The sequence below is a fragment of the Pseudescherichia vulneris NBRC 102420 genome (assembly GCF_000759795.1).
GTDB lineage: Bacteria > Pseudomonadota > Gammaproteobacteria > Enterobacterales > Enterobacteriaceae > Pseudescherichia > Pseudescherichia vulneris.
Genome location: NZ_BBMZ01000030.1, coordinates 1 through 25,400, shown reverse-complemented (window position 1 = coordinate 25,400; position 25,400 = coordinate 1). Strand labels below are relative to the sequence as shown.

25 protein-coding genes and 1 pseudogene are annotated in these 25,400 nt (G+C 55.8%); 10 read left to right on the top strand and 16 right to left on the bottom strand.

The features are described 5' to 3' along the window. Positions 1-132 precede the first annotated feature (132 nt). The 4 genes from EV102420_RS18760 to sad form a co-directional block, all read right to left on the bottom strand. Positions 133-1,584, bottom strand: coding sequence for a GGDEF domain-containing protein (locus tag EV102420_RS18760; RefSeq protein WP_042395115.1), 1,452 nt, complete (start codon positions 1,582-1,584; stop codon positions 133-135). A gap of 43 nt (positions 1,585-1,627) precedes the next feature. Next, positions 1,628-2,542 (bottom strand): glutaminase B, encoded by a 915-nt coding sequence (gene glsB, locus EV102420_RS18755; protein WP_370678345.1) that lies wholly within the window; start codon positions 2,540-2,542, stop codon positions 1,628-1,630. A gap of 548 nt (positions 2,543-3,090) precedes the next feature. After that, positions 3,091-4,680: a methyl-accepting chemotaxis protein gene (locus tag EV102420_RS18745; RefSeq protein ID WP_042395106.1), complete on the bottom strand. Its 1,590-nt coding sequence runs from the start codon at positions 4,678-4,680 to the stop codon at positions 3,091-3,093. Positions 4,681-4,808: 128 nt separating this feature from the next. Then, positions 4,809-6,197 carry a succinate-semialdehyde dehydrogenase gene (gene sad, locus EV102420_RS18740; protein ID WP_042395103.1) on the bottom strand — a complete coding sequence of 463 codons (1,389 nt, stop codon included), beginning with the start codon at positions 6,195-6,197 and terminating at the stop codon, positions 4,809-4,811. Between the two features lie 104 nt (positions 6,198-6,301). Between sad and ptrR the strand changes: the two genes are divergently transcribed. Both ptrR and EV102420_RS18730 read left to right on the top strand, forming a co-directional pair. Further along, positions 6,302-7,171 (top strand): putrescine utilization regulator PtrR, encoded by an 870-nt coding sequence (gene ptrR / locus EV102420_RS18735; RefSeq protein ID WP_042395102.1) that lies wholly within the window; start codon positions 6,302-6,304, stop codon positions 7,169-7,171. Positions 7,172-7,260: 89 nt separating this feature from the next. Then, entirely contained in the window at positions 7,261-8,205 is a 945-nt protein-coding gene (locus tag EV102420_RS18730) for an L-lactate dehydrogenase (RefSeq protein ID WP_042395098.1), read from the top strand. Positions 8,206-8,221: 16 nt separating this feature from the next. On the opposite strand, the gene EV102420_RS18725 is transcribed toward EV102420_RS18730, so the two are convergent. Continuing rightward, entirely contained in the window at positions 8,222-9,589 is a 1,368-nt protein-coding gene (locus EV102420_RS18725; RefSeq protein WP_042395096.1) for a PTS transporter subunit EIIC, read from the bottom strand. Between the two features lie 270 nt (positions 9,590-9,859). Here EV102420_RS18725 and EV102420_RS18720 point away from each other — a divergent pair, with 270 nt between their 5' ends. Further along, a complete protein-coding gene (locus EV102420_RS18720) occupies positions 9,860-11,059 on the top strand; it encodes an enolase C-terminal domain-like protein (RefSeq protein WP_042395093.1) in 1,200 nt (399 codons plus the stop codon). Here EV102420_RS18720 and EV102420_RS18715 read toward each other — a convergent pair. Beyond that, entirely contained in the window at positions 11,056-11,769 is a 714-nt protein-coding gene (locus tag EV102420_RS18715) for a GntR family transcriptional regulator (protein WP_042395090.1), read from the bottom strand. The two genes, EV102420_RS18720 and EV102420_RS18715, sit on opposite strands and share 4 nt — an antisense overlap. Positions 11,770-11,909: 140 nt before the next feature. On the opposite strand from EV102420_RS18715, the gene EV102420_RS18710 reads away from it, so the two are divergent. Continuing rightward, positions 11,910-13,118, top strand: coding sequence for a sugar transporter (locus EV102420_RS18710; protein WP_042395087.1), 1,209 nt, complete (start codon positions 11,910-11,912; stop codon positions 13,116-13,118). 47 nt (positions 13,119-13,165) lie between these two features. On the opposite strand, the gene EV102420_RS18705 is transcribed toward EV102420_RS18710, so the two are convergent. Then, positions 13,166-13,837, bottom strand: a complete 672-nt coding sequence (locus tag EV102420_RS18705) for a MarC family NAAT transporter (protein WP_042395085.1) — start codon at positions 13,835-13,837, stop codon at positions 13,166-13,168. A gap of 242 nt (positions 13,838-14,079) precedes the next feature. Here EV102420_RS18705 and marR point away from each other — a divergent pair, with 242 nt between their 5' ends. The 3 genes from marR to marB are packed head-to-tail and all read left to right on the top strand — an operon-like array spanning position 14,080 to position 15,149. Then, entirely contained in the window at positions 14,080-14,514 is a 435-nt protein-coding gene (gene marR / locus EV102420_RS18700; RefSeq protein ID WP_042395082.1) for a multiple antibiotic resistance transcriptional regulator MarR, read from the top strand. A gap of 17 nt (positions 14,515-14,531) precedes the next feature. Then, entirely contained in the window at positions 14,532-14,915 is a 384-nt protein-coding gene (gene marA, locus EV102420_RS18695; RefSeq protein ID WP_042395197.1) for an MDR efflux pump AcrAB transcriptional activator MarA, read from the top strand. 30 nt (positions 14,916-14,945) lie between these two features. Continuing rightward, positions 14,946-15,149: a multiple antibiotic resistance protein MarB gene (marB, locus tag EV102420_RS18690; RefSeq protein WP_042395080.1), complete on the top strand. Its 204-nt coding sequence runs from the start codon at positions 14,946-14,948 to the stop codon at positions 15,147-15,149. A 43-nt stretch (positions 15,150-15,192) separates the two neighbouring features. On the opposite strand, the gene eamA is transcribed toward marB, so the two are convergent. Beyond that, complete coding sequence (eamA, locus tag EV102420_RS18685) at positions 15,193-16,089, bottom strand: O-acetylserine/cysteine exporter (protein ID WP_042395076.1); 897 nt, start codon at positions 16,087-16,089, stop codon at positions 15,193-15,195. 191 nt (positions 16,090-16,280) lie between these two features. Between eamA and ydeE the strand changes: the two genes are divergently transcribed. Next, complete coding sequence (gene ydeE / locus EV102420_RS18680) at positions 16,281-17,477, top strand: efflux MFS transporter YdeE (RefSeq protein WP_042395194.1); 1,197 nt, start codon at positions 16,281-16,283, stop codon at positions 17,475-17,477. A gap of 33 nt (positions 17,478-17,510) precedes the next feature. Here the strand turns inward: ydeE and EV102420_RS18675 are convergent, their stop codons facing one another. Both EV102420_RS18675 and EV102420_RS18670 read right to left on the bottom strand, forming a co-directional pair. Continuing rightward, a complete protein-coding gene (locus EV102420_RS18675; protein WP_042395074.1) occupies positions 17,511-18,614 on the bottom strand; it encodes a cobalamin-independent methionine synthase II family protein in 1,104 nt (367 codons plus the stop codon). Positions 18,615-18,776: 162 nt separating this feature from the next. After that, positions 18,777-19,175: a rhodanese-like domain-containing protein gene (locus tag EV102420_RS18670; protein ID WP_042395070.1), complete on the bottom strand. Its 399-nt coding sequence runs from the start codon at positions 19,173-19,175 to the stop codon at positions 18,777-18,779. 67 nt (positions 19,176-19,242) lie between these two features. Here EV102420_RS18670 and ftrA point away from each other — a divergent pair, with 67 nt between their 5' ends. Continuing rightward, entirely contained in the window at positions 19,243-20,229 is a 987-nt protein-coding gene (gene ftrA / locus EV102420_RS18665) for a transcriptional regulator FtrA (protein WP_042395067.1), read from the top strand. 143 nt (positions 20,230-20,372) lie between these two features. Here the strand turns inward: ftrA and EV102420_RS22400 are convergent, their stop codons facing one another. Together EV102420_RS22400 and EV102420_RS22570 are read right to left on the bottom strand one after the other, a co-directional pair. Further along, positions 20,373-20,729: a hypothetical protein gene (locus tag EV102420_RS22400; RefSeq protein ID WP_115084546.1), complete on the bottom strand. Its 357-nt coding sequence runs from the start codon at positions 20,727-20,729 to the stop codon at positions 20,373-20,375. Positions 20,730-20,924: 195 nt separating this feature from the next. Then, positions 20,925-21,101, bottom strand: coding sequence for a hypothetical protein (locus tag EV102420_RS22570; protein WP_165570675.1), 177 nt, complete (start codon positions 21,099-21,101; stop codon positions 20,925-20,927). A 366-nt stretch (positions 21,102-21,467) separates the two neighbouring features. On the opposite strand from EV102420_RS22570, the gene EV102420_RS18655 reads away from it, so the two are divergent. Beyond that, on the top strand, positions 21,468-21,830 hold the full coding sequence (locus EV102420_RS18655) for a hypothetical protein (RefSeq protein WP_255211697.1): 363 nt from the start codon (positions 21,468-21,470) through the stop codon (positions 21,828-21,830). A 242-nt stretch (positions 21,831-22,072) separates the two neighbouring features. Here the strand turns inward: EV102420_RS18655 and cspE are convergent, their stop codons facing one another. The 4 genes and pseudogenes from cspE to EV102420_RS18635 all read right to left on the bottom strand — a co-directional run bounded on the left by cspE (position 22,073) and on the right by EV102420_RS18635 (position 25,378). Then, positions 22,073-22,285 (bottom strand): transcription antiterminator/RNA stability regulator CspE, encoded by a 213-nt coding sequence (cspE, locus tag EV102420_RS18650; protein WP_042395059.1) that lies wholly within the window; start codon positions 22,283-22,285, stop codon positions 22,073-22,075. Between the two features lie 900 nt (positions 22,286-23,185). Beyond that, a pseudogene (locus tag EV102420_RS18645) lies at positions 23,186-23,434 on the bottom strand (M3 family metallopeptidase); the annotation flags it as partial. A gap of 254 nt (positions 23,435-23,688) precedes the next feature. Continuing rightward, positions 23,689-24,954: a Y-family DNA polymerase gene (locus EV102420_RS18640; protein WP_042395053.1), complete on the bottom strand. Its 1,266-nt coding sequence runs from the start codon at positions 24,952-24,954 to the stop codon at positions 23,689-23,691. Then, a complete protein-coding gene (locus EV102420_RS18635; RefSeq protein ID WP_042395188.1) occupies positions 24,938-25,378 on the bottom strand; it encodes a LexA family protein in 441 nt (146 codons plus the stop codon). The genes EV102420_RS18640 and EV102420_RS18635 overlap by 17 nt, the downstream gene beginning before the upstream one ends. Between the last annotated feature and the right edge of the window lie 22 nt (positions 25,379-25,400).

Below are 25,400 nucleotides of genomic sequence, written 5' to 3'. Positions count from 1 at the left end.
TGGATCCAGTCATCGCGCAATGTTGTCCGCTACGTATACTCGGTTATAGTATTGATGTTAAAAATAGGTAGCAAGCAATTTTATACGTTATTTCAATGAATTCGCTGAAAATGTGACGCCAAAGTGACACTGTCACACGCTCTGTTGTTCCGTCTCTTTTGGGAGAGATTCCATAGGCCCCTGACCTTCCCGCGCGCTGATGCGATTACGCCCTGCTTTTTTCGCCTGGTAGAGATACTCATCCGCCTCAGCCAGCAGCTTATTGAACCGCTCCGTCAGTTCCCATGACTGGGTGGTGCCGCTGCTCAGACCAATACTGACCGTCAGGAATAGCGTCTGCTGCTGCCAGCGGAACGGGTGGGCTTCTACAGCGCGTCGAATACGCTCTGCCAGCATAAATCCCTGCTGGGGATCCTGCGTCGTGGCGACGACGGCAAACTCTTCACCTCCCATTCGTGCCACGATACCGCTGTCGCCGACCGTCTGCTGTATCTTCTGCGCAAACGCGGTCAGCACCCTGTCGCCGCACTCATGACCATAGCTGTCATTAATGTTTTTGAAGTAGTCGATATCCAGCAGCATAACCGTTAAATGTCGCGCCTCGGTCTTTCTTTCGCGGCCCAGCGCTTCATAGAGACCGGAGCGGGAGTAGACCCGGGTCAGAAAATCAAAGTCAGCGCGCAGCGACACCTGCTTCATCAGCGTATTAATGGCGTTAACGCTGACGCAGACAATGATGGGACAGATGGCCATAGTGGCGATCCCCAGCCTCGCCGAGAACATGCGCGGCATCTCCAGCGGGCTGGCAACGAAGATGTTAATCGTGCCGTTGGCGACCAGAATAATTTCCAGCGCACCGGTTAAAAAGGTCAGCAGCGCGGTGGTCAGCAGCGAATAGCGAACCGCGCACCAGATCAGCGCCGGGAGCGGGAAAAGAAGGCTGCCCGCCCCGCCGATTGCTACCGAGGCAATGAGGGACGTTACCAGGGCGGCGATCGGCAGCAGGTGCTCAATGCGAAACGGCACGGCCCAGCGAGGCCACGTCAGGGTGAGTACACAGGGCAGGATCAGCACGCCAGTAGAAAACTGCTCGCTAAACCAGTCGGCATAGAGCGGCCAGAAGGTGAGATCGTCCATCCCTACCGACGCAAACGCCCCCACCAGCGCGCAGCCCAACGCCCCCAGCAGACAGTAGTTAAAGATCCGCAGGGCGTTAATCGGCAGCGCGCGCCTCTCAGGCCGTCGTTTGTCGCGCACAATCAGCAGCGCCACGGTAAGAATAAACACCATGTTCGACAGGTTGATCAGCAGCGAGGTGGCTCCCCACGTGGTGGTCATGGCATCGTAAACCAGCATCGCCACGTAGCAGATGGCGTAGTTGTGCAGTCGATTTAGCCAGGTGTAGCGTGCAAAGACACCGGCCATCACCGCGTTCAATGGCCAGAACAGGGAGAGCTCCTCCACCAGCCTGAGCATCGCGCCAATAGAGTAGAACAGCGTGGTCAGCAGAAAGATCATGACCGCGTTACGCCAGGGCCTCTCTTTATGGAACGGATGAAACGCGATGTTCAGTGATGCAAGCATAGAATTCTGTCCCTGTAGATAAGGGTAACGACGCGGCAGTGCATCAGTAAACCGAACGCCCCAGCTGACGGCTGAGTGCCTCAAGCATAGCAATACCCGCCAGCGAGTTGCCTGCCTCATCAAGCTCCGGGCTCCAGACGCAGATTGCCATCTCATGGGGCACGATCGCCACAATCCCCCCACCGACCCCGGACTTCGCCGGCAGTCCCACGCGCCAGGCAAACTCCCCCGCGCTCTGATACATGCCGCTGGTTGCCATCAGAGCATTAACCTGCCGCGACTGCAATGGGGAGATGACCGACCGGGTGAGATGCGGCGCACGCCCCTCGTCCGCGAGAAACAGGAACGTCTTCGCCAGCTCGACGCAGCTCATCTTCAGGGCGCAGTAGTGGAAATAGTTTTGCAGTACCGTTGCCACGTCATTGTGGAAGTTACCAAAGGATTTCATCAGCCAGGCGATGGCCGCGTTACGCGCCGAGTGGTCGAACTCAGACCGCGCCACATGGCTGTCGTAGGTGATATCGCTGACGTCGCTCAGCTGACGAACCACCTCCAGCATCCGCTGGCGCGGGGCGCTGAGACGGCTTTGCAGCATATCGCACACCACCAGCGCACCGGCGTTGATAAAAGGGTTTCGCGGCTTGCCCTGCTCAATTTCGAGCTGTAACAGCGAATTAAAGGGGTGACCGGAGGGATCTTTGCCTACCCGCTGCCAAATCTCCTCCTCCTGATAGTGATCCATCGCCACCACCAGGCTCAGTACCTTCGAGATAGACTGAATAGAGAAGCGCTCGTCGGCGTCGCCGGCCTGAAAGTGGCGGCCATCGATGGTACTGACCGCTATCGCCAGCTTGTTGGCCTCGACCGATGCCAGCGCTGGAATGTAATCGGCTACCTTCCCCTGACCGATAAGAGGCCGGACCTGAGTCAAAATAGACTCCAGCATGTCATTATTCATGACCGTCGCCACACTACACTCCTCACCGGCTAAAAAAGGCCTGCGAGTATATCAGGGGTCCGCATGGAAATCAGGGGCCTACCTGGAAAATGCTGCCCAAAATACGCTCGTGCAGATCAATAACTTTGTCAGTCAGGATGGCTCTGGCTTTCGATATGGTACAAACCAGCGAAGCATAACAGCGAACATCCGTGAATTTTTCGTTTACTAAAATTGGCTCTGCCTGATAATTTCTTCGTAAAAACCCTTCTAAAATGGAGCAATTTCTGGGTGCAATCGAGAATCTTTAGACTAATCAGAAAAGTCATTTCTGAGATATCCGGGGCGGTTGTTATCAGCGCCGTAATTATAGGAGTTTTCATCGCAATATTTGCGAATGAAGGGATTATGCGCGTTATCGCCCCCGTTCTTGTCGTTATCGCTGGCCTGGTTGTTTACTGGTTAGCATGGCTGATTTCATCAAAAGAAGATCGGAGATAGGTAACTCAAAACGCATCGTAGCCACATGTTTTTCCACGTGGCCCCCTTTCAGAGCCACGCGGCGAGCGTCAGGCTGGAAGTCGAAAACGCGTTACCGCCTGCATAAGCTGTCGGGAATCATCGTGCAGCTGCTGTGACGCCTCGGCGGCGGTGCTCACCAGTTCGCCAGTGCGGCGGGCGACCTGGTTGAGACCGTGCAGCTGGCGCGTCATCTGATGAATGTTCTCTCCCTGGTTTAGCGTCGCCTGAGAGATATCATTCAGCAGGCCACTGAGATGCCCCACCAGGCCCGTGACCTGCTGGAGGTTATTCTCCAGCCGATTCACCGCCTGCGAGCCCGCTTCTATCCCCTGCAACGAGTGCTGGATCAGGGTCTGAATTGTCTGCGTCGAGTGGCTGCTTTTGCGCGCCAGCAGCCCAACCTCTTTTGCCACCACGGCAAAGCCACGGCCATGATTACCCGCGTGGGCGGCCTCGATGGCCGCGTTAAGGGCCAGGATGTTGGTCTGGAACGCCACGTTATCGATCAGCGCCACGATGCCGCGCATCTCATCCGAGCGGGCCACAATCGCCTGCATAGATTCATTGACGGTATCCATCATTCTGTCCCCCCCGGCAGCGGCCTGACGGGCCTCGTCGGCGCGCTGGCTGGCGAGTTTCGCATAGCCGGTATTGCCCTCAACGTGGGATTCCAGCTCGGCAATGTTGGCCGTCACCTCGTCCAGCTCTTTTGCCTGGCGAGCCGACTGCTGATAGAGCTTCTGGTTTCCCTGCGCCAGGCTATCGATATTGCTCACCATCGAAGCGGTGGCATCGCTGACCTGAGTCACCAGCTGCTGTAGCCCCCGCTGCATGGCCTCAATGCTGACGCTGAGCTGGCCGATCTCCCGGTTGAAACAGGTGACCGGCGGCGGTGCCACAGAGAGATCCCCTGCGGCCAGAAGATTGATATGGGTAATCAGCCGCTTGAGCGGGGCGATCACCCAGCGCGACATGCCAAACCAGACGGCGATGGCGATGATCAGCAACAGAGCTGGCCCGAGAATAAAGAGGTATTGCAGATCGGCCAGGCGGGACATCAGCGTCTGCCTTCCCTCCTCTGCACGCGCATCGCTGGCGGCGCGGAAGCGGGCAAAGTTATCGTTGAAGTCGGCCTGGAAGGCCTGGGCCGGGACGGCAAAAAAGGCATCGATGGACTGCGTGCGGGTCAAGGCATCCGCCTGCTCTTTAATCGCGCCGTAGAAGAGCTGGTAGCTGTTTATCAGCCCCTCGTCTTCGGGTGGATTGAGCGCCCGCCACGCCTGCCAGCTCTTTTGCGACGTTGCCAGCGCCTGCTGGGCCTCGTCCATCAGGCTATGCCAGCTGCCCTCAGAGCCTGTGGCCTGATCCTGCATAAAATAGACCCCTGCGCGGTTAAGCAGATCGCTGGCCGCCAGCAGCGCCACGCGTGCTTCATCAACCTTTGACTGTTGAAGAAGCGCCTGCTGATTGAGCCGCTCATGATGTTGGGCGTCGTGGAGGGAACGGGAGAGGAGAAAAGATGAGGAGATCTGAAGCGCGGAGAACAAGCCGATAATGCACAATATCCCTGCCAGCAGGCCAAACTGCCGTGGCGTAGCCCGGCGAAATAGAGAGGGGAAAATTTTAGTTAAGTTCATGATATTCTTCTGTAACCATTCTGCTGTAGCCACACACTGCGCGTGAGTCTACGAAACAAAAATGACAGAACCATGACAGCGCGGCACCGCTGAATAAGCACCGGTGCCGCGCAGGTTAACAATGATGATTACAGGCGATCTTTCCACACCGTCTGCACGTTGCAGAACTCCCGCAGGCCGAAGTGTGACAGCTCCCGACCGAAGCCGCTCTTCTTCACGCCGCCGAACGCCACGCGGGCATCGCTGGCGCTGTAGCCGTTGATAAACACCCCGCCGCACTCCAGACGCGCCGCCAGGGCGTTTGCCCGCGCTTCGTCAGCGCTGAAAATCGTTGCGGAGAGACCGAAGTCACTGTCGTTGGCAAGCTGTAAAGCGTGCTCTGCGTCATCCGCGACGGTGATGGTCGCTACCGGGCCAAACAGCTCCTGACGGAACCCGGTCATCTCAGAGGTAACGCCGGTCAGCACCGTTGCCGGATAGTAGTTGCCCTCCCCGCTGATTTTCTCCCCGCCAAGGCGCAGCGTCGCGCCTTCGTTCAGGGTCGCCTCAACCTGGGCATGCAGCTCGTCGCGCAGATCGTAACGCGCCATTGGCCCAAGGTAGTTCTCTTCAACGTCCGGTGCGCCCAGCTTCAGCGCCGCCGCGGCAGCTACAAATTTTTCGGTAAAGGCGTCTGCCACCCCAGCCTCAACGATAAAGCGTTTCGCCGCCGCGCAGACCTGCCCGGTATTCTGATAACGACCGGCAACCGCCGCTTTCACGGCCAGATCGAGCGAGGCATCGTTGAGCACGATGAAGGGATCGGATCCGCCCAGCTCCAGCACGCATTTTTTCAGCGCCGCACCCGCCTGAGCCCCGATGGCCGCCCCGGCACGCACGCTACCGGTAACGGTCACGGCGGCAATGCGCGGATCGTTAATCGCCTGGCTTACGCCTTCATTGGTGGCGTTCACCCAGCCAAAGACCCCCGCTGGAATACCCGCCTCGCGAAAAATATCGCCCAGCAGCTCGGCGCAGCCCAGCACGTTAGGGGCGTGCTTGAGCAGATAGCTGTTGCCCGCCAGCAGGATCGGCACCGCACCACGCAGCACCTGCCAGACCGGGAAGTTCCACGGCATCACCGCCAGGATAGCCCCCAGCGGACGGTACTCAATCACCGCCTGGTTATTCTCTACCTGGGTCGGCTCGCTCGCCAGCATCGCCGGGCCGTGTTCGGCATACCAGTCGCAGAGGTTGGCAGACTTCGCTACCTCAGCTCGGGCTTGCAGAATGGGTTTACCCATCTCGGCGCTAATCAGCTGGGCCATCTTCTCGCCGTGCTGACGCAGAACCGCCCCCACGTTACGCAGTCCCTGGGCGCGCTGCGCTACGCTCTGCTCCCGCCACTGGCGGAAACCCTGCTGCGCAGCGGCCAGAGAGGACTCGACCTCTGCCGAGGTGGCCCACGGACGCGCCGAGAGCTGCTCTCCGGTTGCCGGATTGATCGACAAGGCATGCGTTTTTGCGGAAATGGACATTATTTATCTCTCTTCTAAACAGGGAACTTGCTTTATCCTGGCCTACTCTGCTATTTCTGAAAACTGAATAATATTAACCTAACCATTCACAAATCGAGAACAGAATGGATTTAACCCAGCTTGAGATGTTTAACGCCGTGGCGCAGACCGGCAGCATTACCCAGGCCGCCCAGCGAGTGCACCGGGTGCCGTCGAACCTGACAACGCGCATCCGGCAGCTGGAGGCGGACTTGGGCGTGGATCTCTTTATCCGCGAAAACCAGCGGCTGCGTCTCTCTCCCGCCGGGCATAGCTTTTTACGCTACAGCCAGCAGATCCTCGATCTGGTGGAGGAGGCGCGCAGCGTGGTCGCCGGGGATGAGCCGCAGGGGCTGTTTTCGCTCGGTTCGCTAGAGAGCACGGCTGCCGTACGTATTCCCCCTACCCTGGCCGACTTCAACCAGCGCTATCCCCGCATCCAGTTTGATCTCGCCACCGGCCCGTCCGGGACCATGATCGACGGCGTGGTCGAGGGTCGGCTCAGCGCGGCGTTCGTTGATGGGCCGCTGATGCATCCTGGCTTAGAAGGGATCCCGGTCTACCGGGAGGAGATGATGATCGTCGCCCCTGGTGGACATGCCGCCATCAGCGACGCCACGCAGGTTAATGGTGCGAGCATCTACGCGTTTCGCCCCAACTGCTCCTACCGCCGCCATTTTGAGAGCTGGTTTAAAGCAGCCGGTGCCACGCCGGGCAAAATTCATGAAATGGAGTCCTACCACGGCATGCTAGCCTGCGTGGTTGCCGGGGCTGGGCTGGCGCTGATGCCGCGCAGCATGCTGGAGAGCATGCCTGGACATCATCAGGTTTCCGCCTGGCCGCTGGCGGAGGAGTGGCGCTGGCTGACCACCTGGCTGGTATGGCGTAGAGACGCAAAGAGCCGTCCGCTGGAGGCGTTCATCGCCCTGCTGCAAGAGCGGCCGCAGACGCCATAGGATAATAGTATAGATGTTTCAACATATTGCGCTGATGCGCGGCAAGGGATATTTTTAAACGGTCGCCATTAACGGTTAACGGAAAAAGAATGAATACCAAAGCCCGTAAGGTCATGATTATTGGTACCGGCAATGTCGGTGCATCGGCTGCCTACGCCCTGCTAAATCAGAACATTGCCGAAGAGCTGATTCTGGTCGATCTCAACCGCGATCGCGTCGAGGGGCACGCCCAGGATCTGGCAGATGCCGCAGCCTATATGCCAGGGATGATGACTATCTCAACCCGTGACGTCAGCGAGTGCGCGGATGTCGATATCGCAGTGATCACCGTCTCCGGTGGGCCGCTCCTGCCCGGCCAGACTCGGCTGGACGAGCTGACCAATACGGCCAAAATCGTCAAAAAGATCGTGCCACAGATGATGGAGAACGGCTTCAACGGCATCTTTCTGATCGCCACCAACCCGTGTGACATTATCACCTGGCAGGTGTGGAAGCTCTCTGGCCTGCCGCGTAACCAGGTGATTGGCACTGGCGTATGGCTGGATACCACCCGTCTGCGCCGCTCTCTCGCCCAGTCGCTGGATATTGGCGCACAGAGCATTGATGCCTTTATCCTTGGCGAGCATGGCGATACCCAGTTCCCGGTCTGGTCCCACTCCTCGGTGTACGGTTCACCCATCGCCGAGGTTTATCGGCGCAAGACCGGTCAAGAGTTGGATCGTGAGCGTCTGGCGGAACAGGTTCGCCGTCAGGGTTTTGATATCTACGCCCGTAAAGGCTGCACTGAGTACGGCATTGCCGGGACTATCGTCGAGATCTGCCGCAATATCTTCACCGGTAGCCATCGGGCGTTAGCCATCTCCTGCGTGCTCGATGGAGAGTATGGCGCGAAAGATATCGCCATCGGCGTACCGGCGGTGCTGGCCCAGAACGGCGTTCAGCAGATCATCGAACTGCAGCTGGCCGAGGATGAGCAGGCGAAGTTCCAACACTCGGCAAGCGTCATTGCCGCTAACATCGCCCGCCTGCCCTGATAGTTGTCGATTGTCGTTAGCTTGCCGCACCGCGACGCACTAACAGCAGCGTCAGGCTAAACGACATCACCAGCGAGATCAGCACGCCGGAGATGGCATACGGGAACCACGGCCCGATATAGGCTGGCAGGCTGAAGATGCTGGACAGAATGTAGCCAAACAGCCGTACGCCAAAGAAAGCGATAAACGCCGACGCCACGCTGCTGGCAATGGTCGCGGCAATAAACGCGCGTTTCTCTTTGGTCAGTACGCCAAACAGCGCCGGTTCGGTGATGCCCAGCAGCGCAGAGATGGCCGCAGAGAGCGTCACGGTGCGATCGTCGCGATGACGATTCTGGAACCAGATAGCGAAGGTGGCGCCTGCAATGGCCATGTTGGCCATGCACATCATCGGCATCAGCATGTCGTAGCCGTGTTCGCTGAAGTTTTGCAGGGCAATGGGCGTCATCGCATGATGCATGCCGGTGAGGATCGCCACCGGACGGATCGCGCCCACGATCAACCCCGCCAGCACCGATGAAGTATCAAACAGCCCCTGAATGCACCACGCCAGCCCTTTGCCCAGCCAGATACCCACCGGACCAATCACCACCAACGCCACCAGCGCAGTGATAAACAGCGTCAGGGTCGGCGTAAACACGGTTCTCAGCACCTCCGGCATGACCCGATCCACTGCGCGATGGATATAGCTCAGCGCCAGCACCGAGAAGATGACCGGAATGACGCTGGAGGCGTAGTTAAATATCGACACCGGTAGCACACCGGCAAACCAGTAGGCCTGCACCGCCCCCGGCGCACCGCTCGACAGCTGCTTGGCCGCCTCAATCAGGGAAGGATACATCAAGCAGGCAACCACGGCCGCCGCTAAATATTCGTTGGTTTTAAACATCTTGGCGGCGGATACCGCCAGGAAAAACGGCAGGAACCAGAACACGCCGCTGGCGATCATATCGATTACCATTACAGTGTCACTTTTCGCTGACAGCAGATTCATGGCAATAAAACCGGCCAGCAAGCCTTTGATCATCCCCGCCCCCGCGATAGCCGGTACGATGGGGCCAAACACGCCGGACACCGTATCCATAAACAGCGAAATTAGGCCTTTCTTGGCTTTGGCAGGTGCCTCACCGGTTGGCTCAGCGGTCACGTCACCGCCGATCTGTTGATACCATTGATTCACCTGCGGGCCGATAATGACCTGATACTGCTCGCTTTGCAGCTGTGCGCCCAGTACGCCAGGTAGCTGGGTCACGGCCTGCTGGTTGATCTTCGCCTCATCCACCAGATCGAAGCGCAGACGCGTCATGCAGTGCCAGACTTTATTGATATTTTCTCGACCGCCAACGCCTTGAATTAGCGCGTTGATGATGGCTGGATTACTCATTTGCTGGCTCCTTATCTGCCACGATGACGGCATGTTCAATGCTGAAGAAGTCTACGGGAAGGCGGCAGCGATAAACAGACCAATAAAAAGTGATAACGCTCACATAACCCGTACAGAAAGGCGATACAAATAACAATAAGGTCAAATTGGTCTGCTTTTTTTATCATTTACCCTCCCTGCACGGACCAAAATAAAGTGCTGGAAATCGATAAATAAGAGCAGGAATAATAGTCTCCGTAACCTGCTTTCAGTCAGCCGTCAGGAGCGACCATGACACCCACTTTAATCACCAACGTTGAATGTTTCATCACCCGCCCGGATCGCCACAACCTGGTGCTGGTCAAAGTCACCACCGATAAAAATCTTGTCGGCTATGGCTGCGCCACGTTTCAGCAGCGGCCGCTGGCGGTAAAAACCATGGTGGATGAATACCTGAAACCACTTTTGATGGGGCGCGATGGCAACCACATCGAAGATCTGTGGCAGATGATGCAGGTGAACGCCTACTGGCGAAATGGTCCGGTGATGAATAACGCCATCGCAGGCGTGGATATGGCACTGTGGGATATCAAAGGCCAGCTGGCGGGAATGCCGCTCTATCAACTGTTCGGCGGTAAATCGAAAGACGCGATTGCGGTTTACAGTCATGCTGCCGGTGAAAGCATGGATGAACTCTATACCCAGGTAGATGACCTGCTCTCACAAGGTTATCGCTACATTCGCTGCCAGCTCGGTTTTTACGGCGGTACGCCGCAGGATCTCCATGCCACTCGCGAACCGACGGCGGGTGCCTACTACGATCAGGACGAATACATGGCGAATACTATCGCTATGTTTAAAGCCCTGCGCGAGAAGTACGGCCACCGTTTTCATATTCTGCACGACGTGCATGAGCGGCTGTTTCCGCAGCAGGCAATTCAGCTGGCGAAGGCGCTGGAGCCTTATCAGCCCTGGTTTTTGGAAGATATCGTGTCGCCACAGCAGAGCGGTTGGTTAACGCAGATTCGGGCACACAGCAGCGTGCCGCTGGCAATGGGCGAGCTGTTTAACAACCCGGCCGAGTGGCACGATTTGATCGTCAACCGGCAGATCGATTTTATCCGCTGCCATGTATCGCAGATCGGCGGCATTACCCCGGCGCTCAAGCTGGCGGTACTGTGCCAGGCGTTTGGCGTGCGGCTGGCGTGGCACGGGCCGCCGGATATGACCCCCGTCGGCGTGGCGGTAAATACCCATCTTAATATTCACCTGCACAACGCGGCGATTCAGGAGTTTATCCCGCCGCAGGCGAATACCCTGGCAGTGTTCCCCAACGCGCCGCAGGCGGAGGGCGGGTATATGTATCCGCTCGATCGTCCGGGGATTGGCATGCAGGTGGATGAAGAGGCGCTGGCGCGTTTCCCGGTGGTCTATCGTCCACATGAATGGACGCAAAGCCGCCTGCCGAACGGGGCGATGCACACGCCTTAACTGCCGCTGCGAAAGCGCAGGTTGTCGGCGTTGAACGGCGTAACGTAGGTACATTCGTAGTGAATGTCGATCACTTCGCTTAAGATCCACACCTCGCTGCCGGAAAGTATGCCGCGATTGGTGATTTTCATGGCGGGCGTGCCGCGTTTGCAGCCGAGCAGCGCGGCCTGGGCTTTATCCACCGCTACCGCCTGATAGTGGGTAAGAAAGTGGGACAGCGTCAGGCCTTTGCCGATGGCATAGCGTTGCAGTGAGCTTTCGATCGCCTGCTGATTGAGATCGGGAAAGCGCGCCAGCGGCAGGCTGGAGGTTTCAATCTGCGTACAGCGCTCGTCCACGTAGCGCAGGCGACAGAAGTGCCACAGCCACTCATTTTCCCCGATGCCAAATACCTGCTGCTGCTCCTTGCTGGGCAGCCGTTTATGCAGGCTGAGCAGCCGATAGCGCATTTGATCAAAGCGTTTTTCGGTGATGGAGTTGTAGACCAGCGGATTGCTGCGCGCGTTTTCGCTGACGTAAATCCCCGAGCCCTGCACGATACGAATAATGCCGATGCTGACCAGCTTTTTTAAGGCTTCCCGCACGGTGTAGCGCGACACGCCATACTCTTCGGCGAGTTCGCGCTCGGCGGGTAATTTATGTAACGGCTCGCTGGCCGTCTGAAAGATCTTGCTGAGCAGATCCTGAGTGATAAATTCCCGTTTTTTCATGGCTTCCATCAACGTTAGGGAAAAGAGCGTTTTTATTACGGGTTTAAAATGAGATCTAAATCACAAAATGGTTGTCTTTTCGCCAGTGAAAGTTTTAAGATCGCCCCATCTTTTCCCCTCATCAACACTACTATAACCTTATGACAACGAACACTGTTTCACGCAAAGTTGCGTGGCTGCGCGTCGTGACGTTGGCCATTGCGGCTTTCATCTTCAATACCACGGAATTTGTGCCTGTCGGGCTGCTCTCTGACATCGCTGATAGCTTCGGGATGCAAACCCCGGAAGTGGGCATTATGCTCACCATCTATGCCTGGGTGGTGGCGCTGCTGTCGCTGCCGTTTATGCTGCTCACCAGCCAGGTAGAGCGGCGCAAGCTGCTGATCGTGCTGTTTGTGCTGTTTATTGCCAGCCACGTGCTCTCCTTCCTGGCGTGGAACTTCACCGTGCTGGTGGTGAGCCGGATTGGCATTGCCTTCGCGCATGCTATCTTCTGGTCGATCACCGCCTCGCTCGCTATTCGCGTGGCACCGCCGGGCAAGCGTGCCCAGGCGCTGAGCCTGCTGGCTACCGGTACGGCACTGGCGATGGTGCTGGGGCTGCCGATAGGCCGGATCGTCGGGCAATACTTCGGCTGGCGCACCACCTTCTTTATTATTGGCATTGGGGCGCTGATCACCCTGCTCTGCCTGGCGAAGCTGCTGCCGAGGCTGCCGAGCGAACACTCCGGCTCGCTGAAAAGCCTGCCGCTGCTGGTTCGTCGCCCGGCGCTGATGAGTATCTATCTGCTGACGGTCGTGGTGGTCACTGCGCACTACACCGCCTATAGCTACATTGAGCCGTTTGTGCAGCACGTGGCAGGACTGAGCGCCAGCTTCGCTACCGTGCTGCTGCTGATCCTGGGCGGCGCAGGGATCATCGGCAGCATTCTGTTTGGCAAGCTGGGCAACCTGCACGCCTCCACGCTGGTCAGCGGCGCAATTGCCGTTCTGACAATGTCGCTGGTGCTGATGCTGCCCGCCTCGCACAGCACAACGTACCTTGCCGTGCTCGGCGTATTCTGGGGCGTTGCGATTATGATCATCGGCCTCGGTATGCAGGTGAAGGTACTGTCGCTGGCCCCGGACGCCACCGATGTGGCGATGGCGCTCTTCTCAGGGATCTTTAACCTCGGCATCGGCGCGGGCGCGCTGGTGGGTAACCAGGTGAGCCTGCACTGGTCAATGGCTAACGTGGGTTACGTGGGCGCAGTCCCTGCGCTGGCGGCGCTAGTGTGGTCTGTGGTGATATTCCGCCGCTGGCCCACGGTACTGGAAGAACACGCTGAGCTTCAAGAGCAGACTCAATAACGTTTACGCCGGGTGGCGCTGCGCTTACCCGGCCTACGTTTTCGTTATTATGAGAGTGGATAGCTGGAGATAATCTCCAGCACGCCGTTAATGATAAACTGCACCCCCATGCAGACCAGCAGAAAGCCCATCAGCCGGGAGATGGCCTCAATACCGCTTTTTCCCACCAGCCGCATCACCGCACCCGAACTACGCAGACAGCCCCAAAGGATCACCGACACAAGCAGGAAAATCAGCGGCGGCGCAACCAGGATCACCCAATCCGGAAAGGTAGAGCTGTGACGTAGGGTGGAAGCCGAGCTGATGATCATCGCGATGGTTCCCGGCCCGGCGGTGCTGGGCATCGCCAGCGGGACAAAGGCGATATTGGCGTCCGGCTCGTCTACCAGTTCGGCCGTTTTGCTCCTGGCCTCCGGGGACTCATGTGCTTTCTGCTGGGGAAAGAGCATGCGGAAACCGATAAAGGCGACGATCAGTCCCCCGGCGATGCGCAGCCCCGGAATCGAGATACCAAAGGTATTCATCACCACCTGCCCGGCATACCAGGCAACCATCATAATGGCAAATACATAAACCGACGCCATCAGCGACTGACGGTTACGTTCGGCGGCATTCATATTGCCCGCCAGGCCAAGAAACAGCGCGACGGTAGTCAACGGGTTCGCCAGGGGCAGCAATACCACCAGCCCTAATCCAATTGCCCTGAACAGATCCTGCATAAGGTGCACTCCATGAAGCGGATACGTTGATGCCTATTATATGCGCAAAGCCCCTGCATGTGCAGCGGACAATCCGCTAAGCCAATGTATAAATTACAGTTATTAATTTATTAGTTATTGCTAAAAAATTGGTGCATGAAACGTTTTAGCAAATTGTGGCATAAGTTAATGCATTCAGTTGACTTATAGTTGCCCCGGCAATAGTATCTGCCGTGACTAATCTACTTGCCGGGGCAACCATCGTGAAAAGCACCAGTGACTTGTTCAACGAAATCATCCCACTGGGCCGCTTGATCCACATGGTCAACCAGAAAAAAGATCGCCTATTAAACGATTACCTTTCGCCGCTGGATATCACAGCGACGCAGTTTAAGGTGCTCTGCTCTATCCGCTGCGCGACCTGCATCACGCCGGTAGAGCTAAAAAAAGTGCTGTCTGTCGATCTCGGGGCACTCACCCGCATGCTGGATCGACTGGTATGCAAAGGCTGGATTGAGCGTCAGCCTAATCCGCATGACAAGCGCGGCGTGCTGATCCAGCTTACCGCTGACGGCGCAGCGCTTTGTGAGCAAGGCCATAAATTAGTGGGGCAAGACCTGCATCAGGAACTAACAAAAAACTTAACGGCAGATGAAGTGGCAACCCTTGAGTACTTGCTCAAGAAAATACTGCCGTAAACAGAAGAGGTATAATGATGTCCAGACGCAATAATGACGCCATTACTATTCATAGCATATTGGACTGGATCGAGGATAACCTGGAGTCACCGCTGTCGCTGGAGAAAGTCTCCGAGCGTTCGGGTTATTCAAAATGGCACCTGCAACGGATGTTTAAGAAAGAGACCGGGCACTCATTAGGTCACTATATCCGCAGCCGCAAGCTTACTGAAATCGCACAGAAGCTTAAGCAGAGCAACGAGCCGATTCTCTACCTGGCAGAGCGCTACGGCTTTGAGTCACAGCAGACGTTGACCCGAACGTTTAAAAACTATTTCGACGTGCCGCCGCATAAGTATCGCATGACCAGTATGCACGGTGAGGCCCGTTATCTGCTGCCGCTAAACCATTACAACTGTTAACCGCCTGTATTTAGACGTATCGAGGAAATCATGAAGTTTACCGTCTCCGCCGCCCTTACCCTGCTGGCGCTGTTTTCTGGCAATAGCTTTGCGGAGCAGCCGCGCCCTAGTGAACAAAACCAGCGCGACGCGATGATTATGCCTTCGGCCCATGACCAGTCACCGTTTGACTTAAATCACATGGGTTCCGAAAGTGATAAATCCGACGAGTTAGGCGTGCCCTATTACAACTAAGCACGGCTAATACGTTCTTGCCCCGCCCTGTGCGGGGCTTTTTTTAGCGTGCGGCAACTGACGGCCACAGACGGAAGCCAAAGATATTGATGTACAGGCCAGCCATGATCAGCGCAGCGCCGAGCAGTTGCAGACCATTCAGCGTCTCACCCAATAACAGCGCGGCGCTGGCCATGCCGACCACCGGCACCAGCAGCGAGAGCGGCGCAACGCGCCAGGTTTCGTAACGCCCAAGCAGCGTTCCCCAGATCCCGTAGCCAATGATGGTGGCGACAAACGCCAGATAGATCAGCGACAGCACGGTGGTGATATCAATTTGCACCAGGCTTTGCAACATCTGCGCCGGGCCATCGAAAATCAGCGAGGCGACCATAAAGGGTACCACCGGGATCAGCGCGCTCCAGACCACCAGCGACATCACCGCCGGGCGTGACGAATGCTGCATGATCTTTTTGTTGAAGATATTGCCGCAGGCCCAGCTGAAGGCGGCCGCCAGAGTCAGCATAAAGCCCAGCACGGTCACGTCCTGACCGTTGAGGCTGGATTCCGCTAGCACCAGCACGCCAAAGATCGCCAGGGTAATCCCCAGCACCTGCTTAAGCTGAAGCCGCTCGCCGAAGGTTACCGCCCCAAGGACGATGGTGAAGAATGCCTGCGCCTGCAAAACCAGCGAGGCCAGCCCGGCGGGCATGCCAAACTTAATCGCGCTAAACAGAAAGGCAAACTGGCCAAAGCTGATGGTCAGGCCGTAACCCAGCAGCAGACGCAGCGGCACCTTCGGCCGGGCAACAAATAGCAGCGCCGGAAAGGCCACCAGTACAAAACGCAGACCTGCCAACATTAGGGGGGGCATATTGTGCAGCCCGACCTTAATTACAACAAAATTAAGTCCCCAAACTACCACCACCAGCAATGCCAGTAGTCCGTCTTTCCGCGTCATACCTGCCCCTGAAGTTTCAGTTTTTGTAAAAATGTTACATTATCGTAAAAATCCGCCGAGAGACAGATCACAATTTTCAGTAGGTCACGCTGTGCGATGAGATAAATGTGGTCGCTATACAGTGCGCGTTTGGCATGGTATTGCTGATAGTGAACGCAAAAAATAAAAAACACTGCACTGTCGGATATAACATGATCACATCTCAGCAACGCTCCATCATCGCACTGCTCGCCTCATCACTGCTGTTAACCATCGGACGCGGCGCGACGCTGCCGTTTATGACCATCTACCTCAACAGCCAGTACGGTATGGCGGTTGACCAGGTCGGATTTGCCATGACCGTGGCCATGACCGTCGGCGTCGTCTTCAGCCTCGGCTTTGGCATTCTTGCCGATAAGTTTGATAAGAAGCGCTACATGCTGATTGCCATCACCATTTTCGTGGTTAGCTTTATCGGCATTCCCCTTAGCCATAACGCAGTTCTGGTGGTGATCTTATTCTCCATTATCAACTGCGCCTACTCGGTCTTCGCCACCGTGGTTAAAGCCTACTTCTCCGATACGCTGGCTCCGGCGGCGAAGTCAAAAGTGTTCTCGCTTAACTACTCGTTTCTCAACATCGGCTGGACGATTGGCCCGCCGCTGGGCACCCTGCTGGTGATGCAGAGCAGCCAGCTGCCCTTCTGGCTGGCTGCGGCCTGCGCTGCCTTCCCGCTGGTGTTTATCCAGATCTGGGTCCAGCGCGTCATGGTTAAGCACGAGGAGGAGACCCTCCAGCCCTGGTCACCGTCGCTTTTGCTGCATGATAAAGCCCTGCTGTGGTTTACCCTCTCCGGCATGCTGGCCTCATTCGCCAGCGGCTCCTTTGCCTCCTGTATTTCGCAGTACGTCATGGCCGTAGCCGATAATGCCTTTGCGCAGAAAGTGGTGGCGCTGGTCCTGCCGGTGAATGCGGTTATCGTGGTTATGTTCCAGTACGTGATTGGCCGCACGCTGCGGGCCGACAATATCCGCCCGATGATGGCCGTCGGCACGCTCTGCTTTGTCCTTGGTCTGCTGGGCTTTATGATCTCTGGCAGCCAGCTCTGGCTGTGGGGGCTGTCAGCCGCCGTGTTCACTGTTGGGGAGATCATTTATGCTCCGGGCGAATATATGCTGATCGACCATATTGCCCCGCCGGGCATGAAGGCGAGCTATTTCTCAGCCCAGGCCCTCGGCTGGCTTGGTGCGGCAATGAACCCGCTGGCCACCGGCATTATTCTAACCACCCTGCCGGGCTGGACGCTGTTTGCCATCCTGGCGGCGACGATTGTTTTAGCCTGGCTGATGATGCTGCGCGGAATGCAGATCAGGCCGTGGGACAGCGGACTCAGTGCGGCAAAAGCATAAAAAAAGGGGCAGAAAATCTGCCCCTCTTAATACTTACCAGACCTGTTCGGCAATGCGCGTCACCAAGCGGACCTTGTCCCACTGCTGGGCTTCGGTCAGGCTGTTGCCCTCTTCCGTCGAGGCGAAGCCGCACTGCGGGCTAAGGCAGATCTGATTGATATCGACATACTGCGCCGCTTCCTTGATACGCGCCTCGATCCCTTCAGGGTTTTCCAGCTCGCCGTTTTTCGTGGTAATCAGACCCAGCACCACCTGCTGCTTACCCGGACGGATAAAGCGCAGCGGGGCGAAGTCGCCGGAGCGATCGTTGTCATACTCCAGGAAGAAGGCATCGACGTTGACCTGGCCGAAGAGCACTTCAGCCACCGGCTCGTAGCCGCCTTCGGAGATCCAGGTTGAGCGGAAATTGCCGCGGCAAACATGCAGACCGATGGTCAAATCCTCCGGCTTGCCCTCCAGCGCCTTGTTCAGTACCCGAGCGTAGATGCGTGCCAGCTCATCAGGATCCTCGCCGCGCTCGCGGACCTGACGGCGCTGATCGTCTGAGCAGAGATAAGCCCAGACCGTATCGTCAAGCTGCAGGTAACGGCAGCCTGCTTCATAGAATGCGTGAATGGCGTCGCGCCAGGTGATTGCCAGATCGTCAAAGTAGGCGTCCAGCTCCGGGTAGACCGTGCTGTCGATATCTTTCCGGCCACCGCGGAAGTGCAGTACGCTCGGGCTGGGGATCGTCATCTTCGGCTGGGCGCTGCCGCTAATGCTCTGTAGGAAGCGGAAGTCTTCCAGCATCGGATGATCGCCGAAGCCCAGCTTGCCGGTCACGCGCACGCCGTGGGCTTTCGTCTGGACACCGTTGAATTGAATACCCGCGTCAGAATCGTAACGCTCTACGCCCTGCAGGCCGTCAAAGAAGTCAAAGTGCCACCAGGCGCGACGGAATTCGCCGTCGGTGACCACGTGCAGACCGCAGGCACACTGCTGCTCAACCACCTCGCGGATCGCACTGTCTTCCACCGCGCGCAGCTGGCCCGCATCGATTTCACCCGCGGCAAACTGGATTCGCGCCTGCTTGATAGCATCCGGGCGCAGGAAACTGCCGACAACATCGGCGCGGAACGGGGAGTGGTGACGCTGCATGGTGATCTCCTTGCCGTCGGGCAATGATAACCCGACGTGATAGTTCATGATTTAAACGATTTAGCCTTCTGGACGGCTATATGTCTAAAAATATGTCACACTCCTCGCCGCGATGCAACCGAGAATAATTCACGGGACATGAAAAATACTCATGTGCTAACGCTAATCACCACTGGCGAAGGCATAGCCCTCATCTTCCCAGCCGGTGATACCGCCGATCATGATCTTTACCGGCAGGCCCAGCTGCGCCAGTTTCAGCGCAGCGCGATCGGCACCGTTGCAGTGTGGCCCGGCGCAGTAGACAACAAACAGCGTCCCGGTGGGCCACTCACGCATCTTCTCCTCGGTCATCTGGCTATGCGGGAGGTGCACCGCACCGGGCAGGTGGCGTTTAGCAAAGGCCTCAGCGCTGCCAACCACGTGCAGCAAGGCGAAATCCTGCTCATGGTGGGTTAACGCATGGTGGACATCGGCGCAGTCGGTTTCAACGCTGAGGCGCTGTAGAAAATGCCCAGCGGCCTGCTGTGCGGAGGCGGCGGGAAATTCGCTTACGTAGCTCATGGTAGTTTCTCCTTGGTTGTGTTAACACTAAGCTAACGTAAACTTGATCGACCCACCGCCTACCGCTATGCCAGAAAACGCCAGGATAATGACAACCTTACCTTCCCCCCAACCGCTAGTCGTGGCCGTTGCCTATGACGGCCTCTGCACGTTTGAATTTGGCATCGCCGTGGAGGTATTTGGCCTGCCGCGCCCAGAGCTAGGGGAGAACTGGTACCGTTTTGCCGTGGCGTCGGTAGAGGAAGGTGAACTGCGTGCCACCGGAGGTATTCGGCTGGTGGCCGATGGCGGCCTGGGGCTGCTGGCACAGGCCGATACCATTATTATCCCTGGCTGGCGCGGCGCGGAGTGCCCGGTCCCGGAGGCATTATGTCAGGCGCTGCGCGAAGCCAATGCGCGGGGCTGTCGAATTATGTCTATCTGTTCCGGGGTTTTTGCGCTGGCCGCCGCCGGGCTACTTAACGGCAAGCGTGCCACGACCCACTGGCGCTATACGCCGCTGCTGCGGGAGCGCTATCCCGCCATCGAGGTGCTTGATGATGCGCTCTATTATCATGAGGGGAGCGTGCTGACCTCGGCAGGCAGCGCGGCGGGGATCGATCTCTGTTTGCATCTGGTGCGCCTCGACTACGGCACTGACGTTGCCAATAACGTGGCCCGGCGACTGGTCGTTCAGCCCCATCGTGACGGCTCGCAAAGCCAGCAGATTGCTCGACCGGTCGCCAGATCGCGAGAGAGCCAGCGGCTCGGACAGGTGTTCGACTACCTTCATCGTCAGCTTGCCGCCACGCATTCGGTAGCCTCCCTTGCGAAGCTGGCTGGCATGAGCCCCCGAACCTTTTTACGTCGTTTTGATGAGGCAACCGGAACCACCCCGGCACGTTGGATCTTGCAGGAGCGTCTGGCGCGTGCCCGGACGCTGCTGGCTAACGCCGATCTCAGTATGGAGGAGGTCGCAGCCCAGGCAGGATTTGCCACCGCCGCCTCGCTGCGCCATCACTTTCGCCAGCGTTTCGCCCTCTCACCACGAGACTACCGTAAAAATCAGGCATAAAAAAACCGCCAGTGATACTGGCGGCAAATGCTTGCATGGATAGATCTATTTTGTTCTGTACGTTATTCCGGGGTTCATTATTCGGAATAGCGGATCGGCACTATCATCGCACAGCATTTCTTAACGAAGGTTAAACGACGTAGTTAACCTTTTTGTACGCCGGTATCGATCTTCAGATAGCGCATCAGACCCATGGTCGCGCTCTTTTTCGCTTCGTCGTTCACTGCGACCAGATAGTAATCCGTCGCGACTGCGTAAGGGGCTTTATCCGCTGGATAAACCGCGTACTTCAACACCAGTTTGCCGCTATGACGCTGACACTCCATATCCCAATGTCCCTGTTCTGCTGGCGAGATGCCGCATTTTCCCGGACCGTAGCTGTTTGAGAGATAGGAGTCGACGCGAGATTCAGCCTTCGTAATGTAAGCGGGTTTATTGTTGTACATAAAACCGGTACACACCGCCCCTGCTACGATGAGGAGCGGTAACGATAACAGCATTTTTCTTTTCATTTTGACGACCTAATTTTCTAACAGAAACCACCACGACTAGTATTATTCCTAAAAAAGGAAAATGTAACTACCTTTATTAGCGGTTTAGTCCCTATCTGATTCCATCAGGTCTACTAATAGAGCGTCTTTGTGACAAAAGAATGAACGCTGTGTTAACAAAAAGCCGCCCGTAGGCGGCTATTCTTAGAGAGGCCTTGTACGATCGGGATCGTCGATATCTGGGTCATCAATATCAGGATCGTCAAAATCGGGATCGTCAGGGTCAATAGGGTCGATATCATCTGGCGGATAACGGTCGGGATCGTCCCGGTCCGGTCTGTCAGAAGGTAGCGGGTCAAGAATATCGGGGCGTTCGGACATAGGACCTCCAGCACGATAAACGGCAGTAAAAGGATGTTAGCGAAGCGCTATTTTTTATCCTGTTTTGGCTTTTTGGTGTCAGACCCAGACTTCTTGTCAGAATTTTTTTGCTGATCTTTTGAAACGTTCAGATTAACGCTTTTCATGGGTAACTCCAGGTAAGATGGCAGCTTTTGCTGCTCCTGGAGTATAGGTAAGCTTTATCAATACCACCAGCGAAGCGGCAAGGCGTGGGCCCTGAACGACTCTCAAGGGCATTAGAAGTTACAGGGTCACCTTTCGCTGTTCTGCACCTTCCACGTCACGGTTTTCGGCATCGGTTCATTTACCGGACTATGCTATCCTTGGAACAAACAAGGAGGTGACATGTTTTCCTTTCTCAACACGCTTCAGCGGCTGATAAAAAATCAGCAAGAAGCACCGACCACTCAGCCGAAATATTCAAATGAACAGCTTTTGCAATGGGCCACTGGCTGCATGCTAGAGGGACTTCCGGATGCGTTTTATGAAGCAAGGGTTACGTGTGAATGCAGTGTGAATGATGAAGGTCACCAGACAGTAAGTGTCTCTCACGAATTCAAGCTTACTGCAGAATCTGAGTACGCACGTTTTTCCCCGCCAGACGATCTGTATGCAACCAACTGCATAGAACAGATTCTCACTGGTAAAAAATGGAAATATGCAGCAATCATTTTCAATCCTCAAACTACAAGATTTGAATGGAAATAAACCATTTGGGGAAGAAATAACCGGGCGGCGCTACGCTTGCCCAACCTACACATCATGCCAGACCGTAGGCCCGTGCAAGCGTAGCGCCGCCGGGCAATAAACATGTCACAATCGCTTAATTGACTCCCACGGAAGGCCTGAAACGCAAAAACCCGCTCATGGCGGGTTTCTTATCACGTTCACTTATCTGCTCAGGCTCAGACCGTCATCGCTGTCGTAAGCGTTCGTGTCATTATCGGCGCTTAAAGCGCGACAACGTTTCCGGCAGCCGGGCCTTTGGCGCCATTCTCCATCGAGAACTCAACCTTCTGCCCTTCGTCCAGCGTTTTGTAATCATTGCTCTGGATAGCGGAAAAATGTACAAAGACATCTTTGCTGCCGTCTGTTGGCGTAATGAAGCCGAAGCCTTTTTCAGAGTTAAACCATTTTACTAAACCAGTCATTTTATTAGACATAGATACTTCCTTTAATTTTCTTGAGCCACATATTGTGGCGAACATGGCCTGCTTGCAGATGAGGACTTATTGGGCACTTAGGAGGAGGCTCATGCAGAAGAGTATCTATAGATAACGCTTGAAATGAGGACTGCTTTACTAAAACTGCTTTCATAAGGTCTGTATGCCAAACCGATGACGCATAGTGGACTCTTATGATTTGATAAGCAAGATTAGTTTTGTCAAGGACTGGCGTGGGAAATTTACAATTCAGAGGCCGCTTGAGTAATCTTAAAAGCCCTGACCATTGCAGCCAGAGCTTTTAAGGTACTACGGAGTGAAGAGTTAACATTAATCCACTTACGGAATTGTTACTGCAATTTGTACTGCTTTTAAATGCACCCGTTTACTACAGATAATATTGGGCATTAAGACTAAAAAACCTCCCGCTATTTATTCTGTTACATACCAGCCAACGCTCTCAAAACATAAACGTGGCAACTTAAACAAGCACATCCCCATCGCGACATAGACTCTTTAATGCGTTGCCTTTTGCCGACACGGTCATAAAAAACCGCCAGCTAAACTATAAAAACAAGGCCTTACATCGTCGCGCTAACACTGCCATTTTGCCAACCAGCACAATAACTACGCGGCTTGAAATTACACTACATCCCAAACTACAAACTTCGTGGCCTTTATAGCAAATGGCTTACCCTGATACTTCTAAACACCCTCACTGTGCTGGTAAGTTCTAATTTACTCATTTAGAAATCAGAGTCAACACTGTTTTTAAAAACATGATTTTATTAACAGCATTGCTAAACTGAACGTTGATTAATTGGAGAGGTTTTGGGGAAGCAAAAAAACGAACAAAAAACCGGGCATCGCGCCCGGTTCTGTTTCAAACCTGAATACGCCCTACGCGCTTAACCCCCGATTCACCAGCATCGGCTCAATCTTCGGATCGTGCCCGCGCCATATCCGATAAAGTTCAGCTAAATTAGCACTATTGCCGCGTGACAAAATCGCCTCCCGGAACCGCTGACCGTTCTCGCGGGTCAGTCCGCCCTGCTCCACAAACCACTGGTAGCCATCATCGGCCAGCATTTGCGTCCAGATGTAGGCATAGTAGCCCGCAGCGTAACCGCCACCGAAAATATGCGCAAAACATACTTCCCAAATGACAAATTTATTTATACTAAACAATAGGTTGAATGAGAATCGGAGCGCTGATTTGCCCTTTGTACACCCTTAATAGAACCATATAATATTCAATAAGTTGGCAATCGTTTTGGAGAAGAATTTTGCTCAAGAATACCCCGATGACACCCAAAGCAGCTCGAATTTTGATCAAAATAGTCATCACTATCGCCGCTGCTTTGATGACGAAGAATGTTGTACTGTCGGGATCTTGGACTCCTTTAGTTTGCTTTTACGATCGGCAGATCTGACCACCGCGTGGTATAGCGTGGCGAGAGCATCTCGCGCTTCATCTGCCAGGCCTGCTGGATCCCCTGCCCGGCAAAATATAACGTACCCCTACCCTGTCGGTTTAGCTGGTCCATTAAAGCCATCAGCGCATCGCTGTCTGCCCGGGGCGCGTTATCGTCAAAGAGGTTGAGCTGCGCCACGCCCAGGCTGTAAAAATCCCCGAGCATAATACCCGCCTTCTGATAACGGTGGCCGTCCCGCCATACTGTATCGAGGCAACGCGTGGCCGCCGCGATAATGTCGCGCGTGTCCTGGGTAGGCGTCATCAGTCGCGTGGCGGCGCTGTTCCCGTAATACGGTTCGCCGGAGTGAGGCGACGTTTTTACGAACGTGGAGATGTAACGGCAGAACTGGTGCTCCCCGCGTAATTTTTCCGCCGCCCTGGCGGCATAGCTGCAGATCGCCTGGCGCATTTCTTCGTAGTCCGTGATGCGTTCGCCAAAACTGCGGCTGCAGACGATCTCCTGCTTCACCGGCGCGAATTCCTCCAATTCAAGGCAGGACTCGCCGCGCAGCTCGCGCACGGTTCGCTCCAGCACGACGCTGAAGTGTTTCCGGATAAACCGGATGTCGGTATCCGCCAGCTGTAGAGAATTTTCGATCCCCATCGCCTGGAGCTTTTTGGCGATGCGCCCGCCAACGCCCCAGACCTCGTCGACGGGCATCAGGGCCATTAACCTGCGCTGCCGCTCGACGTTCGACAGGTCGACCACACCGCCTGTTTGTGGCCACTGCTTCGCCGCCCGGTTCGCCAGTTTTGCCAGCGTTTTGGTCTGCGCAATGCCGACGCCGCACCAGATACGCGTATAGCGCCGGATGTTGTTGCGGATCTCCCGTCCAAAATCGGCCAGGTCCCGGCAGTTACGCACGCCTGTCAGATCGCAAAACGCCTCATCTATGGAGTACACCTCCACACGCGGACACATTTCCTCAAGCGTGGTCATGACGCGGTGCGACATGTCGCCGTACAGCTCATAGTTGCTGGAGAACGCGATCACCGGTTCCGGAAACCGTGCAGCCTTAAGCTGAAACCACGGCACGCCCATTTTAATGCCCAGGTGTTTGGCCTCGGCGCTGCGGGCTATAACGCAGCCGTCATTATTCGAGAGCACGACAATCGGCCGCCCAACCAGATCCGGCCGGAACGCGGTCTCGCAGCTCGCATAGAAGCTGTTCATATCAACGAGGGCAAACATGGTTTCGGCGCAGCGTAGTGATGACAGAAATGACAACGCCGACAATTTCTAAACCGTCGGCGTCATAAATTTTTATGGGTGGGTAAGCGGGATTTTCAGCCACCAGCTGGGCCACCGGGTGAGTCACCAGTCGCTTAACGGTGAACTCCCCGGCGATGTTCGCGACAACAATATCGCCATGCTGAGGGTGAATGCTGAAATCAACGAGGAGATAAGAGCCATCGGTGATCCCGGCATTTATCATTGAATCGCCCGACACGCGGAGCGTGTATGTCGAGGAGGGGTGCGGGATTAGTTGGCAAATCAGGTCTATGCCCGATTCTATATAATCGGCCGCAGGGCTGGGGAACCCGGCGGATATTGTGTCCCCGTAAACAGGGATATGTACCGGAGTTTCCGGGAAAATAAGACGTTGCAGATGCATATTATTACCTCCTCTGTAAAAT